This is a genomic window from Thauera sp. GDN1 (assembly GCF_029223545.1).
GTDB lineage: Bacteria > Pseudomonadota > Gammaproteobacteria > Burkholderiales > Rhodocyclaceae > Thauera.
Map to the genome: position 1 here is coordinate 1,312,060 of NZ_CP097870.1, position 15,615 is coordinate 1,327,674.

Consider the following 15,615-nt stretch of genomic DNA (forward strand, 5'->3'; position numbering starts at 1 on the left):
GCCGCACAAACGAGTTCGTTCCTGTACGCGGGCCTTCGGGATGGCAACATCGAAGAGGGTCCAAGGTTATAGGATCAAGCGACTAAGTGCATGTGGTGGATGCCTTGGCGATCACAGGCGATGAAGGACGTGTAAGCCTGCGAAAAGCGTGGGGGAGCTGGCAATAGAGCTTTGATCCCACGATGTCCGAATGGGGAAACCCACCCCGCAAGGGGTATCCCAGACTGAATACATAGGTCTGAGGAGGCGAACCGAGCGAACTGAAACATCTAAGTAGCTCGAGGAACAGAAATCAACCGAGATTCCGCAAGTAGTGGCGAGCGAACGCGGAGCAGCCTGCACGACTAAACCATCAGCTTAGCAAAACGGTCTGGAAAGTCCGACGATACAGGGTGATAGTCCCGTATGCGAAAAGCCGGTGGCGGGTCTGAGCGTGCGACAAGTAGGGCGGGACACGAGAAATCCTGTCTGAAGATGGGGGGACCATCCTCCAAGGCTAAATACTCGTGATCGACCGATAGTGAACCAGTACCGTGAGGGAAAGGCGAAAAGAACCCCGGGAGGGGAGTGAAATAGATCCTGAAACCGCATGCATACAAACAGTGGGAGCCTCGTAAGGGGTGACTGCGTACCTTTTGTATAATGGGTCAGCGACTTACGTTCTGTAGCGAGCTTAACCGAGTAGGGGAGGCGTAGCGAAAGCGAGTCTGATAAGGGCGACTGAGTTGCAGGGCGTAGACCCGAAACCGGATGATCTATCCATGGCCAGGATGAAGGTGCCGTAACAGGTACTGGAGGTCCGAACCCACTAACGTTGAAAAGTTAGGGGATGAGCTGTGGATAGGGGTGAAAGGCTAAACAAATCCGGAAATAGCTGGTTCTCCCCGAAAACTATTTAGGTAGTGCGTCGTACGGACACTTGCGGGGGTAGAGCACTGTAATCGTTGGGGGGGTCATTGCGATCTACCCCGCGATAGCAAACTCCGAATACCGCAAAGTGATATACGGCAGACAGACATCGGGTGCTAACGTCCGGTGTCAAGAGGGAAACAACCCAGACCGCCAGCTAAGGTCCCAAATGCATGGCTAAGTGGCAAACGAGGTGGGAAGGCACAGACAGCTAGGAGGTTGGCTTAGAAGCAGCCATCCTTTAAAGAAAGCGTAATAGCTCACTAGTCGAGTCGTCCTGCGCGGAAGATGTAACGGGGCTCAAGCCATGAACCGAAGCTGCGGATGTGTCTTTGACACGTGGTAGGGGAGCGTTCCGTAAGCCTGCGAAGGTGTCTCGTAAGGGATGCTGGAGGTATCGGAAGTGCGAATGCTGACATGAGTAGCGATAAAGGGTGTGAAAAGCACCCTCGCCGTAAGCCCAAGGTTTCCTGCGCAACGTTCATCGGCGCAGGGTGAGTCGGCCCCTAAGGCGAGGCAGAAATGCGTAGTCGATGGGAAACAGGTCAATATTCCTGTACCGCTCTATGATGCGATGGGGGGACGGAGAAGGTTAGCTCGGCCATCTGTTGGAATAGGTGGTTTAAGCGTGTAGTCGTGCCGCGTAGGCAAATCCGCGTGGCTTAGATGAGGCGTGATGACGAGGATCCTCGGATCCGAAGTGAGTGATACCCAGCTTCCAGGAAAAGCCTCTAAGCTTCAGTCATAGAGTGACCGTACCGCAAACCGACACAGGTGGGCTGGTAGAGAATACCAAGGCGCTTGAGAGAACTCAGGAGAAGGAACTCGGCAAATTGATACCGTAACTTCGGGAGAAGGTATGCCCCTCGTACGTGAAAGCCCTCGCGGCTGGAGCGGAAAGGGGTCGCAGAGAATCGGTGGCTGCGACTGTTTATTAAAAACACAGCACTCTGCAAACACGAAAGTGGACGTATAGGGTGTGACGCCTGCCCGGTGCCGGAAGGTTAAGTGATGGGGTGCAAGCTCTTGATCGAAGCCCCGGTAAACGGCGGCCGTAACTATAACGGTCCTAAGGTAGCGAAATTCCTTGTCGGGTAAGTTCCGACCTGCACGAATGGCGTAACGATGGCCACACTGTCTCCTCCTGAGACTCAGCGAAGTTGAAATGTTTGTGAAGATGCAATCTCCCCGCGGCTAGACGGAAAGACCCCATGAACCTTTACTGTAGCTTTGCATTGGACTTTGACGGGACTTGTGTAGGATAGGTGGGAGGCTATGAAGCCAGGACGCTAGTTCTGGTGGAGCCGTCCTTGAAATACCACCCTGGTGTCGTCGAGGTTCTAACCCAGGCCTGTGAATCCAGGTCGGGGACCGTGCATGGTGGGCAGTTTGACTGGGGCGGTCTCCTCCCAAAAGGTAACGGAGGAGTACGAAGGTCACCTAGGTACGGTCGGACATCGTACTGATAGTGCAATGGCAAAAGGTGGCTTGACTGCGAGACCCACACGTCGAGCAGGTGCGAAAGCAGGTCATAGTGATCCGGTGGTTCTGTATGGAAGGGCCATCGCTCAACGGATAAAAGGTACTCTGGGGATAACAGGCTGATTCCGCCCAAGAGTTCACATCGACGGCGGAGTTTGGCACCTCGATGTCGGCTCATCACATCCTGGGGCTGTAGCCGGTCCCAAGGGTATGGCTGTTCGCCATTTAAAGTGGTACGTGAGCTGGGTTTAAAACGTCGTGAGACAGTTTGGTCCCTATCTGCCGTGGGCGCTGGAAGTTTGAGAGGGCCTGCTCCTAGTACGAGAGGACCGGAGTGGACGCACCCCTGGTGTACCGGTTGTGACGCCAGTCGCATCGCCGGGTAGCTATGTGCGGAAGAGATAACCGCTGAAAGCATCTAAGCGGGAAACTCGCCTCAAGATGAGACTTCCCCGGGGCCTCGAGCCCCCTGAAGGGTCGTTGAAGACCACAACGTTGATAGGCCGGGTGTGTAAGCGTGGCAACACGTTCAGCTAACCGGTACTAATTGCCCGTGTGGCTTGATCCTATAACCTTCAAAACAAAACGAACTCGACTCTCTGGTTCAACAAAACCAGACAATCACACAACACTTCTTCCTACTTTGGCCTGCGATACCGCGCAGGTGACAAGTCAAAGTCTGACGACCATAGCCGTGTGGAACCACCCCTTCCCTTCCCGAACAGGACCGTGAAACACCCGTGCGCCGATGATAGTGAGGTCCGCCCTCGTGAAAGTAGGTCATCGTCAGACTAACCCACAAAACAAACGCCCTGAGCGCCCAACCGCAATCAGGGCGTTTGGCCGTGAACGCAAACGGAAAAGCCTCCCGGAAACCCGCGAGGCCAAAAGCCGAAAACCCCCGCCGGGGGGAGGGCGAACATGACGCAAGGCCCGCCATGGATGGCGGAAGGCGTAGCCGTACTTTCTGATCCTACTTGCGTGCGCCGACGCGCGTAGGGGGGCTGAGGGCGCTCGATAACTTATTCGGCGGGCCCGATGTCGAAGCGGAGGCCGCCGACGCCTTCGATCCATCCTTCCAGATGATCGCCAGGCCTCACCGGCCCCACACCCTCCGGTGTGCCGGTGTAGATCAAGTCTCCTGACTGCAGATGGTAGTAGGTCGACAGGTCGGCGATGATCTCCGGAATGCTCCAGATCATGTCGGCGAGATCGCCATGCTGGCGCATTTCGCCATTGACCTTGAGGCTGATTTCACCGCCATCGAGCACGCACCCGTCGGCGGGAACGATTTCGCTCGAGACCGCGCCCATTTCCACATTCTTGGAGACGTCCCACGGATTGCCCTTCGCCTTGGCGGCAGCCTGCAGGTCGCGGCGAGTCATGTCCAGCCCGCAGGCGTAACCGTAGATCATGCCTGCCGCCTGCTGTGGTGACACGCGAAACCCGCCTTCGCCGAGTGCAACGACCAGTTCGACCTCGTGGTGGTAGTCCTGGGTCTCGGGCGGGTAGGGGGCCGTGCTTCCCGACTCGGCGAGCATTGCCGCGAACTTGGTGAAGTACACCGGGCGCATGCTCGCCTTGTCGACCGAGGTTCCCATCTCGCGTGCATGGGCCTGGTAGTTGCGGCCAACGAAGAACAGTCGATTCACCGGGAAACGTTTGCTGGTGCCGCGCACCGGCAGGGAAACTGGTGCCGGGGGTGTCCAGAGGTAGTTCATGTCAGCCATGTCGGGCCTCATTGCCAGAAGGGTCACCAGTTTACCGCGTGTGCTCTAAAGGATGCTCGTGGAGTCGCCGGGGAGGCGGGGGCGGGTCAGCTATAATGCCGGCTTTCCTGTGATGCCAAGGCGTTGGCGTCCCTTACTCCGACCTGCTCGTGACGAACATGACCTCGATCCTCAAGCTGCGTGGCGCTGCGGCGCTGTCTCCTTCCCGCCTGGAACGTCTTTCCCGTGCCGTTGGCGAGGTCGTGCCCAAGTTCGGCGCGATCGTCGCCGAACACTGGTACTTCGTCGAGCTGAAGGACGCGCTCGACGCCGAGGAGCATGCGCGCCTGATCGACCTGCTCGACGCCCACCCGGCGAGCGCTGAGACGCCCGCAGGCACGCTGCGCCTGGTGGTGCCGCGCCTGGGCACGATCTCCCCATGGTCGTCGAAGGCCACCGACATCGCGCACCAGTGCGGCTTCGACAAGATCGTCCGCATCGAGCGCGGCATCGCCTACTCGATCGACGCGCGGGGCCTGGAAGGCAACGCCGCGCTGCCCGCGCTGCTCCACGACCGCATGACCGAGTCGGTGCTCGAGTCCATCGACACTGCCGAGGCGCTCTTCCACCACTACGAGCCGCAGCCGCTGACCACCGTGGACATCCTCGCCGGCGGCCGCGCCGCGCTCGAGCAGGCCAACGGCGAGCTCGGTCTCGCGCTGTCCGAGGACGAGATCGACTACCTGGTCGCGAACTTCGGTCGCATGGGGCGCAACCCCACCGACGTCGAACTGATGATGTTCGCCCAGGCCAACTCCGAGCACTGCCGGCACAAGATCTTCAACGCCGAGTGGGTGATCGACGCGCGGCCGATGGACAAGTCCCTGTTCGGCATGATCAAGGACACCCACAAGGCTCACCCCGAAGGTACGGTGGTTGCCTATTCGGACAACGCCTCGGTGATCGAGGGCGCGCGCATCGCCCGCCTGTACCCGGACGCCGATGGCGCCTTCCGCTACCACGACGAGATCACCCACATCCTCGCCAAGGTCGAGACCCACAACCACCCGACCGCGATCTCGCCCTTCCCCGGCGCGGCCACCGGCGCCGGCGGCGAGATCCGCGACGAGGGTGCGACCGGCCGCGGCTCGCGTCCGAAGGCCGGGCTGGCGGGCTTCACCGTCTCCAACCTCAACATCCCCGATTTCGGCCAACCTTGGGAGAAGCCCTACGGCAAGCCCGAGCGCATCGCCTCCGCGCTCGACATCATGATCGAGGGGCCGATCGGTGCCGCGGCCTTCAACAACGAATTCGGCCGTCCCAACCTTGCCGGCTACTTCCGCACGTTTGAACAGGAAGTGCAGGGCGAGGTGCGCGGCTACCACAAGCCGATCATGATCGCCGGCGGCCTTGGCAGCATCCAGGCCCAGCAGTCCGAGAAGCCCACCTTCCCGCCGGGCACGCTGCTGATCCAGCTCGGTGGCCCGGGCATGCTGATCGGTCTTGGCGGCGGTGCGGCCTCGTCGATGGCGACCGGCACCAACACCGCCGACCTCGACTTCGCTTCGGTGCAGCGCGGCAACCCCGAGATCCAGCGCCGCTGCCAGGAGGTCATCGATGCGTGCTGGCAGCAAGGTGACAACAACCCGATCATCGCCATCCACGACGTCGGCGCGGGTGGCCTGTCGAACGCGATGCCCGAGCTCGCCGACCATGCCGGCCTGGGCGCGCACTTCGAGCTGCGCGAGGTGCATATCGAGGAGCCGGGCATGAGCCCGCGCGAGATCTGGTCGAACGAATCGCAGGAACGCTACGTGCTGGCGATCGCGCCCGAGAGCCTGCCGATGTTCCAGGCCTTCTGCGAGCGCGAGCGCTGCCCCTTCGCGGTGCTCGGCACCGCCACGGCCGACGGCCACCTCACCGTGTCCGACCGCCACTTCGGCAACAAGCCGGTGGACATGGACATGAAGGTGCTGCTTGGCAAACCGCCGAAGATGACGCGCAACGTGTCGCGCCGCGCGGTGCATCTGCCGCCCTTCGATACCACGGGTTTCGACCTGCAGGAGGCGGGGATGCGCGTGCTGCGCATGCCGGCGGTCGCCAGCAAGAGCTTCCTGATCACCATCGGCGACCGCTCTGTGGGCGGACTCACCGCGCGCGACCAGTTCGTCGGCCCCTGGCAGGTGCCGGTGGCCGACGTCGCAGTCACGGCGATGAGCTTCCAGGGTTACCGTGGCGAAGCCTTCGCCATGGGCGAGCGTACGCCGCTGGCCTGCGTCGATGCACCGGCCTCCGGCCGCATGGCGATCGGCGAGGCGATCACCAACATCGCCGCCGCGGACATCGCCAGCCTGGGCGACGTCAAGCTCTCTGCCAACTGGATGGCGGCGGCCGGCCACCGCGGCGAGGATGCGCGCCTCTACGACACGGTGAAGGCCGTTTCCGATTTCTGCGTAAGCGCCGGTCTGTCGATCCCGGTCGGCAAGGATTCGCTGTCGATGCGTACCGCCTGGGAGGAGGGCGGCGAGGACAAGCAGGTCGTCGCGCCGCTGTCGCTGATCGCCACCGCCTTCGCCCCGGTGCAGGACATCCGCAACACGCTCACGCCCCAGCTTCAGCTGCCCGAAGGCGTGGAGACCGAGCTGCTGCTGATCGATCTCGGCAACGGCAGGAACCGCCTCGGCGGCTCGGTGTTCGCCCAGGCCTACGACTCGGTCGGCGAGCATGCGCCCGATGTCGACCCCGTCCAGCTCAAGGCCTTCTTCGACACGGTCCAGCAACTGCGCCGCGACGGGCTGCTGCTGGCCTACCACGACCGCTCCGACGGCGGCCTCTTCGCCACGGTGTGCGAGATGGCCTTCGCCGCCAAGTGCGGCCTGTCGCTGATCCTCGACACCGTCTGCTACGACCCCTACATGATGGACGTCGATGGCCTCGAGAAGAAACCCGACACCCTCAAGGGTCGCTTCGACGACCGTTTGTTCGCTGGTCTGTTCGCGGAGGAACTCGGTGCGGTGATCCAGATCCGCCGCGAGGAACGGTCGCGCATCACCGAGGCGCTGCGCGCAGCCAAGCTCGCCTATCACTTCATCGGCGAGCCCAACGACAAGGACGAGGTCCGTCTGCGCCGCAACGCCAAGCTCGTGTTCTCCGCCAGCCGCGGCGAACTGCTGCAGGCGTGGTCCGAGACCAGCTACCGCATCGCGAAGCTGCGTGACGATCCGGAGTGCGTGCAGCAGGAGTTCGACGCGCTCGCCGACGCTAGCGATCCCGGCCTGTCGGTGGCGCTGTCCTTCGACGTTCGCCAGGACGTCGCCGCACCCTTCATCGCCAGCGGCGCGCGGCCCAAGCTCGTCGTGCTGCGCGAGCAGGGTGTGAACTCCCAGTTCGAGATGGCCGCCGCCTTCGAGCGCGCCGGCTTTACCCCGGTCGATGTGCACATGTCCGACCTGCAGGCGGGCCGCATCGACCTCGCCGACTTCCATGGCCTGGCCGCGTGCGGTGGCTTCTCCTACGGCGACGTGCTCGGCGCCGGCCAGGGCTGGGCGAAGTCCATCCTGTTCAACAATCGCCTGCGCGACGAGTTCGAAGCCTTCTTCCGCCGCAGCGATACCTTCGCGCTGGGCGTGTGCAACGGTTGCCAGATGATGGCCCACCTCGCGCCGATCATCCCCGGGGCCGAAGCCTGGCCGACCTTCCACCGCAACCGCAGCGAGCAGTTCGAGGCCCGCTTCGTCATGGTCGAGGTCACCGACAACCCGTCCATCCTGCTGCAAGGCATGGCCGGCAGCCGCATGCCGATCGTGGTCAGCCACGGCGAGGGCAGGGCGGTGTTCCGCAGCGAGAGCGACCGTGAGCGTGCATTGCTCGCGCTGCGCTACATCGACAACCACGGCAACCCGGCGCAAGCCTATCCAGCCAACCCGAACGGCTCGCCGGCCGGTGTCACCGGCTTCACCACCGCCGACGGCCGGTTCACGATCATGATGCCGCACCCGGAGCGCACCGCGCGCACCCTGCAGATGTCGTGGGCACCGCAGTGGCTGGTCAAGGATAGCCCGGACGCCTCGCCCTGGCTGCGAATGTTCCGCAACGCAAGGGTCTGGCTCGGCTGAGCCTAGTTTCCATTACCCCGGGGGCTCCCGCCGCCCCTGGGCGTCGATCGCGTCATTGTCGGCGCACGGAAGGGCGCCCGCAGTGTGGCCGACCGTTCGAGGCGGGGCGATCGACCGTGTCGCGACGCGTTGAGAACCGGTGGCTGAGCGACCCGTGGGCAATATGGGCGAAGGCTGATACGGATCAAGGTTACGCACGATCAGTCGGGTAATATGCGCAACGTCATCGATCGTTCCCGGACTCATTCGCCCGCCATGCACGCCTTTCGTCAGCGCCTTTTCGCCTGGATCGCGATGTTCGCGATGCTGGTGAGTGCGCTCGCGCCGGCGGTCAGCCGGGCGATGGGGCCGGACGAGAACGGGCGTTATTTCATCGAGCTTTGTTCGGCCGAGGGGTCGAGCCTGATTTCGCTGACCGCCGCCGAGGCTGCGCTCTACGGCGACCACGTGATTCCCGCCGGGGACGGCGAGGGCGACGAGTCAGCCATGCTCGAGAACTGCGCCTACTGCGCGGCCCCGTTCAACTCGGCCATGCTGCCGCCGGCAGGTTCGCCGCCGGTGTTCGCCACCGCGGGCAGCCTGCCCGCACCGCTGCTGTTCTTCGTTTCGCCGCGACCGCTATTCGCCTGGTCGCCGGCTCATCCGCGCGCGCCGCCCGCGCGTGCGTGACACCGACGCCGTTCGACGCGCCCCGCGCTCGAACAGGCGTCCTTCTGCTTCACCCCCTGTTTCCTCGAATGCAGTCAGGGTCATCGGTCCGCGATGATCCTCCGGTCGTGCCACGTGCGTACCTCAGCCCCCGCCGATATCGGGACGCGTGCGCGCCGGACAGGCTGCGTCGTGATCGCCATATCCATGTGGAGAAAATCGTCATGAAAAAACTTGCCCTTGCAGCTTTCGTCGGCCTGTTCAGCCTCGCTGCGTCCGCCGAGGTAACCGTCGCCGAACCCTGGGTGCGCGCGACGGTGCCCGCGCAGAAGGCAACCGGCGCCTTCATGAAGCTCACTTCCGATGCAGATGCCCGCCTCGTCTCGGCCGCCTCGCCGGTGGCCGGCGTGGTCGAGATCCACGAGATGCTGATGGAGAAGGACGTCATGAAGATGAGCCCGGTCCAGGCGCTCGACCTGCCGGCCGGCCAACCGGTCGAGCTCAAGCCGGGCGGCTACCACGTGATGCTCATGGACCTGCAGGCCCAGGTGAAGGAGGGCGACCAGGTGCCGCTGACGCTGACCGTCGAGAACAAGGACGGCAGCCGCCAGACGATCGAGCTCACCGCGCCGGCACGTCCGCTCAATGCGCCGATGAAGATGCAGCACGGCAAGCACTGAGCTCCTGCGGATCGCAGTGACGTGGCGGCCTGCGGCACGGTCGCCATGATGACTGCGGACTGACTGTTCCCCTTTCGAAAATTGATCTCCGATCGCCCATGGGCGAGCGGACGGGACTTCTCATGCCTGCGATCCGCGTGGATCCGGCGGAATGCCCGATCGACGAGAAAATTCATCATGCACAACACCTTCCGACGCCTGCCACTCGCCGTGGCCATTTCCCTCGCGCTGCCTGCCTTCGCGCTCGCTCAGGAGACCACCTTGGGCAGGATCGTGGTCACGGGCTCCGCGACCGCAGCCAATCCGACCGAGGTGGCGCCCGGAACCGTGCAGGCGCTGCGGCCTGCTACGAGCGACACCGCGTCCTTGTTGCGTGACGTGCCCGGCGTGAGTACCTATGGCGCAGGCGGGATGTCCAGCCTGCCGGTCATTCGCGGCCTTGCCGACGACCGGATCCGGGTCAAGGTCGATGGGATGGACCTCATTGCGACCTGTCCCAATCACATGAACCCTGCGCTTTCCTATCTCGATCCGGCCAACGTCGGCCTGCTGGAGGTCTATCCCGGCGTCTCGCCGGTGAGCGTGGGCGGCGACAGCATCGCCGGCACCATCGTGGCCGAGAGCAAGGCGCCGGTGTTTGCCGAGCCGGGGCAGGGGATCGTGAAAACGGGCGAGATCAGCGGCTTCTACCGCAGCAACGGCGACGCCGTCGGCGGCAGCCTCGCGGCCACGCTCGCCAACGAGGCGTTCAGCGTCAGCTATGTGGGCTCGATCGCCGAAAGCGACAACTACGACGCAGCGAAAGACTTCAAGAGCAGCCGTGAAACCGGACGGATCGGGCACGAGCTGCCATTGGATGAGGTCGGTTCGAGCGCCTACAAGAGCCGCAACCACGACCTGGGTTTTGCGTTCAAGGGGGGCAATCACCTGATCGAAGCCAAGATCGGCTTGCAGGATCTGCCCTACCAGCTGTATCCCAACCAGCGCATGGACATGCTCGACAACGAGCAGTTGCGCTTGAACCTGCGCTATACCGGAGCCTTCGACTGGGGGGCGCTGGAGATGCGTGCCTACAGGGAGAAGGTGGATCACTTCATGGACTTCGGGGCGGACAAGCGCTACTGGTACGCTCCTATGACGTCCACGGTCCCGGTCGGCACGCCTTGTGCCTCGCCAGGAGCGACGACGTGTGCGGCGGGGATGCCCATGTACTCCGAAAGCCGGAACACCGGTTTCGCTCTCAAAGCGGATGTCAGTCTGTCAGAGACGGACCTGCTGAGGCTCGGCGCAGAGCTTCAGCGCTACACTCTCGACGATTGGTGGCCAGCCTCAGGTCTTGCCATGTGGCCGGGGACCTTCTGGAACGTAAGTGACGGTGAGCGCAATCGTGCGGGCATCTTTGCTGAATGGGAAAAGCAGGTCTCCCCGCAATGGACGACCCTGGCCGGCATCCGCTACGAGCGGGTGACAACCGATGCAGGAGATGTGCGAGGTTATGACGATTCGAAGGTTACGGAGGACAAGAAGGCGCACATGGATGCCCGCCAATATTCAGAAGCTCGGGCATTCAATCAACTCGACCACAAGCGCACCGACGACAACGTCGACCTGAGCCTGCTGGCGCGCTACACGCACGACGCCAACCTGGATGTCGAGTTTGGCCTGGCCCGCAAGGTGCGCTCACCGAACCTCTATGAGCGCTACACCTGGTCGTCCTGGTCGATGGCTGCGCTGATGAACAACTTCGTCGGTGACGGCAACGGCTACGTGGGCAATGTTGGACTGAAGCCGGAGAAGGCGCACACGATCTCGGCGACTTTCGACTGGCACGCAGCCGACCGGAACTGGGAGTTCAAGGCCACGCCTTACCTGACCTACGTCTCCGACTACATCGATGCGATCGCTGCGCCCTCGCGCACTTACACGCCCGGCACCTTCAACGTGCTGCAGTTCGAGAACCAGTCCGCGCGTCTCTACGGCATCGAGCTGTCGGGTCGCATGCCGCTGGCGAGCACGGAGTTCGGCGAGTTCGGCCTGCGCGGCCAGATCAACTACACGCGCGGCAAGAACCGCGACACCGGCGACGACCTCTACAACATCATGCCGCTCAACGCGAAGCTGGCGCTCACGCAACAGCTGGGCGGCTGGGACAACGCGATCGAGCTCGAAGGCGTGAAGGCCAAGTCTAAGGTGTCGGATGTGCGTAACGAGATCGAGACCCCGGGCTATGCACTGACCCACCTGCGCACGAGCTATTCGTGGAAGTCCGTGCGCGTCGACTTCGGCGTGGAGAACCTGTTCGACAAGTTCTACTATCTGCCGCTGGGGGGGGTGTATCTGGGACAGGGCACGACTATGCGGCTGCCGGCCAATGGTGGCGCGCCCTATGGGGTTGCGGTGCCCGGTGCGGGCCGTTCGATCTACGCCGGCATCAACTACAAGTTCTGAGCCTGCCTCGGGCGATAAAAAACCCGGCGCCGCGAAGAACGGCGCCGGGTTTTTTCGTCGGCCTGCAGGCGCTTACTTCTTGCGCATCGGCGGCAGGTCGGTGCAGCTGCCGTGCGCCACTTCGGCGGCCATGCCCACCGTCTCGCCCAGGGTCGGGTGCGGGTGGATGGTCTTGCCGATGTCGACCGCGTCGGCGCCCATCTCGATCGCCAGGCAGACCTCGCCGATCATGTCGCCGGCCGAGGGGCCGACGATGGTGCCGCCGATCACGCGGTGCGTTTCGGCGTCGAAGATCAGCTTGGTGAAGCCGTAGTCGGCGCCGTTGGCGATGGCGCGGCCGGACGCCGCCCACGGGAACTTGGCGGTCTCGACCTTCTTGCCTTCGGCCTTGGCCTGCGCCTCGGTGTAGCCGACCCAGGCCACTTCCGGATGGGTATAGGCGACGCCCGGGATCACGGTGGCGTCGAACGCCGCCTTGTGCCCCGCCGCGACTTCGGCCGCGACGTGCGCCTCATGTACCGCCTTGTGGGCGAGCATGGGCTGGCCGACGATGTCGCCGATCGCGAAGATGTGCGGCACGTTGGTGCGCATCTGCGCATCCACCGGGATGAAGCCGCGCTCACCGACGATCACGCCCGCCTTCTCGGCGCCGATCTTCTTGCCGTTGGGCGAACGGCCCGCCGACTGCAGGATCATGTCGTAGCGCACCGGATCAGAAGGTGCCTTGTCGCCTTCGAACTTGACCCACAGGCCGTCTTCCTTCGCCTCGACGGCGACGGTCTTGGTCTTCAGCATGATGTTGTCGAAGCGGTGGGCGTTCTGCTTCTCCCACACCTTCACCGCGTCGCGGTCCGGACCCTGCATCAGGCCATCGAGCATCTCGACCACGTCGATGCGCGCACCGAGCGTCGAATACACGGTGGCCATCTCCAGGCCGATGATGCCGCCACCGATCACCAGCATCTTGCCCGGTACCTGGCGCAGCTCCAGCGCGCCGGTCGAATCGACGATGCGCGGATCCCTGGGGATGAAGGGCAGGTGCACCGCAGCCGAACCGGCCGCGATGATGCAGTTCTTGAACTTCACCACCTTGTTGGCGCCGGTCTTGTCCTGGCTGCTGCCGGTGGTTTCCTCGACTTCGATGTGGTGCGGGTCGAGGAAGTGGCCGTAGCCGCGGATCACGTCGACCTTGCGCGCCTTGGCCATGCCGGAGAGGCCGCCGGTGAGCTTGCCGATCACGCCGTCCTTGTGCTTCCTGAGCGCGTCGACGTCGACCGTAGGCTTGGCGAACTGGATGCCGGCGGTATGCACATGCTCGGCTTCCTCGATCACCGCCGCGACGTGCAGCAGCGCCTTCGAAGGGATGCAGCCGACGTTCAGGCACACGCCACCGAGGGTGGCGTAGCGCTCGATGATCGCGGTCTTGAGACCCAGGTCGGCAGCGCGGAAGGCCGCGGAGTAGCCGCCCGGGCCGGCGCCGAGCACGACCATGTCGTATTCGGCGTCGGCGCTGCCGGCGTGGGCTGCAGCGGTCGGGGCTGCGGCGGCAGCAGCGATCGGCGCCGGTGCGGCGGCAGGCGCCGCAGTCGCGGCGGCTGCCGCTCCCGCAGCGGCGCCAGCGGCCTCGATCTTGATCAAGACCGCGCCTTCGCCGACCTTGTCACCCAGGCCGACCAGGACTTCCCTGACCACGCCGGCGGCCGAGGACGGCACGTCCATCGTTGCCTTGTCCGATTCGAGCGTGCAGATCGCATCGTCCACGTTGATGCTGTCGCCGACCTTCACGAACAGCTCGATGATCGGCACCGCATCGAAATCGCCGATGTCGGGCACCTTCACTTCAATCATTTGACTCATCTTCTTCACCTCGTGAGGAGTTCCGGAAGAGGGGGCGTCGGGGCCGGCTTGAACCTGGCTCCGACGTCTCGCTCCTCACTGCGTCAGAGCATCACCCGGCGGAAGTCCGCCAGCAGTTGCGCGAGGTACACGTTGAAGCGGGTGGCCAGCGCGCCGTCGATGACGCGGTGGTCCGCGGTCAGCGACATCGGCAGCGTCAGGCGCGGCACGAACTGCTTGCCGTCCCACACCGGCTTCATCACCGACTTGTTCACCCCGAGGATGGCCACTTCGGGCGCATTGACGATCGGCGCGAAGTAGGTGCCACCGATGCCGCCCAGCGAGCTGATCGTGAAGCAGGCGCCCGACATGTCGGCCGGACCGAGCTTGCCGTCGCGCGCCTTCTTGGCCAGCGCACCGGTCTCGGCGGCGATGTCGAACACGCTCTTCTTGTCGGCGTCCTTCACCACCGGCACGACCAGGCCGTTCGGGGTGTCGGCCGCGAAGGCGATGTTGAAGTACTTCTTGTAGACCAGGTTGTCGCCGTCGAGCGAGGTGTTGAACTCGGGGAACTCCTGCAGCGCGCGCACCGAGGCCTTGATGATGAAGGCGAGCATGGTCAGCTTCTTGCCCGACTTCTCGTACTCCTTGTTCATCTGCACCCGGAAGGCTTCCAGGTCGGTGATGTCGGCGTCCTCGTGGTAGGTCACCGCCGGGATCATCACCCAGTTGCGGGCGAGGTTCTGGCCGGAAATCTTCTTGATGCGCGACAGCGGCTTGACCTCGACCTCGCCGAACTTGGCGAAGTCGACCTTCGGCCACGGCAGCAGATCCAGACCACCACCCAGGCTTGCGCCCGCGGCGGCAGCCGGTGCCTTGCCCGGGACCACGCCGGTCGTCATCGCGCCCTTGATGAAGGCGGCGACGTCTTCCTTGAGGATGCGGCCCTTCGGACCGGTGGCCTTGACCTGGCCCAGATCGACGCCGAGCTCGCGGGCGAAGGCGCGCACCGAGGGGCTGGCGTGCACCTTGCCGCCGACCTTGACCGCCGAGGGCGCCGCGGCCGATGCAATCGGCATCGAGGCAGGGGCACTGGCGGCCGGGCCGCCATCGGCCAGGGGGGCCGGTGAGGGTGCGGCCGCGGCCGCCGGGGCGGGCGCGGCGGCTGCGGCCGGTATGGCGACCGCCGCACCACCAGCGGTCTCGACCTTGATCAGCACGCTGCCTTCGCCGACCTTGTCGCCGATGCTGACCAGCACTTCCTTGACCACGCCGGCGTGCGAGGACGGCACGTCCATCGTCGCCTTGTCGGACTCGAGCGTGGCGATGGCGTCGTCCACCTTGATCGTGTCGCCCACCTTCACGAAGAGCTCGATCACCGGCACCGCGTCGAAGTCGCCGATGTCGGGCACCTTCACCTCGACCACGCCACCGGCGGCCGCGGGGGCGGCAGCCGGAGCGGGCGCAGCGGCCGGAGCCGGCGCTGCAGCGGCCGGGGCAGCAGCCGCAACGGCAGGCGCCGGCGCAGCCGCTGCGGCACCAGCCGCCTCGACCTTGATCAGCACGCTGCCTTCGCTGACCTTGTCGCCGATGCCGACCAGCACTTCCTTGACCACGCCGGCGTGCGAGGACGGCACGTCCATCGTCGCCTTGTCGGATTCCAGCGTCGCGATCGCATCATCGACGGCGATCGTGTCGCCTACCTTCACGAACAGCTCGATCACCGGCACGGCGTCGAAATCGCCGATGTCCGGAACCTTCACTTCAATGAGTTGGCTCATTTTCTAG

7 protein-coding genes and 2 rRNA genes are annotated in these 15,615 nt (G+C 64.0%); 6 read left to right on the forward strand and 3 right to left on the reverse strand.

From position 1 onward, the window contains the following. The first annotated feature begins 72 nt into the window (after positions 1-72). Positions 73-2,959, forward strand: a 23S ribosomal RNA gene (locus CKCBHOJB_RS05955). A 110-nt stretch (positions 2,960-3,069) separates the two neighbouring features. Beyond that, positions 3,070-3,183 (forward strand): 5S ribosomal RNA (gene rrf / locus CKCBHOJB_RS05960). A gap of 230 nt (positions 3,184-3,413) precedes the next feature. Here rrf and CKCBHOJB_RS05965 read toward each other — a convergent pair. Beyond that, the gene (locus CKCBHOJB_RS05965; protein ID WP_281051092.1) at positions 3,414-4,121 is read right to left on the reverse strand and encodes a fumarylacetoacetate hydrolase family protein; all 708 of its coding nucleotides are present in this window, start codon (positions 4,119-4,121) and stop codon (positions 3,414-3,416) included. Positions 4,122-4,279: 158 nt separating this feature from the next. On the opposite strand from CKCBHOJB_RS05965, the gene purL reads away from it, so the two are divergent. The 4 genes from purL to CKCBHOJB_RS05985 all read left to right on the forward strand — a co-directional run bounded on the left by purL (position 4,280) and on the right by CKCBHOJB_RS05985 (position 11,991). Next, positions 4,280-8,215, forward strand: a complete 3,936-nt coding sequence (gene purL, locus CKCBHOJB_RS05970; RefSeq protein WP_281051631.1) for a phosphoribosylformylglycinamidine synthase — start codon at positions 4,280-4,282, stop codon at positions 8,213-8,215. A 255-nt stretch (positions 8,216-8,470) separates the two neighbouring features. Next, a complete protein-coding gene (locus tag CKCBHOJB_RS05975) occupies positions 8,471-8,884 on the forward strand; it encodes a DUF2946 domain-containing protein (protein ID WP_281051093.1) in 414 nt (137 codons plus the stop codon). Between the two features lie 203 nt (positions 8,885-9,087). Beyond that, entirely contained in the window at positions 9,088-9,543 is a 456-nt protein-coding gene (locus CKCBHOJB_RS05980) for a copper chaperone PCu(A)C (RefSeq protein WP_281051094.1), read from the forward strand. Positions 9,544-9,720: 177 nt separating this feature from the next. After that, positions 9,721-11,991, forward strand: coding sequence for a TonB-dependent receptor (locus CKCBHOJB_RS05985; RefSeq protein WP_281051095.1), 2,271 nt, complete (start codon positions 9,721-9,723; stop codon positions 11,989-11,991). A gap of 72 nt (positions 11,992-12,063) precedes the next feature. Here CKCBHOJB_RS05985 and lpdA read toward each other — a convergent pair whose 3' ends face one another. After that, a complete protein-coding gene (gene lpdA, locus CKCBHOJB_RS05990; RefSeq protein WP_281051096.1) occupies positions 12,064-13,848 on the reverse strand; it encodes a dihydrolipoyl dehydrogenase in 1,785 nt (594 codons plus the stop codon). 83 nt (positions 13,849-13,931) lie between these two features. Beyond that, entirely contained in the window at positions 13,932-15,608 is a 1,677-nt protein-coding gene (gene aceF, locus CKCBHOJB_RS05995) for a dihydrolipoyllysine-residue acetyltransferase (protein ID WP_132545667.1), read from the reverse strand. Positions 15,609-15,615 lie beyond the last annotated feature (7 nt).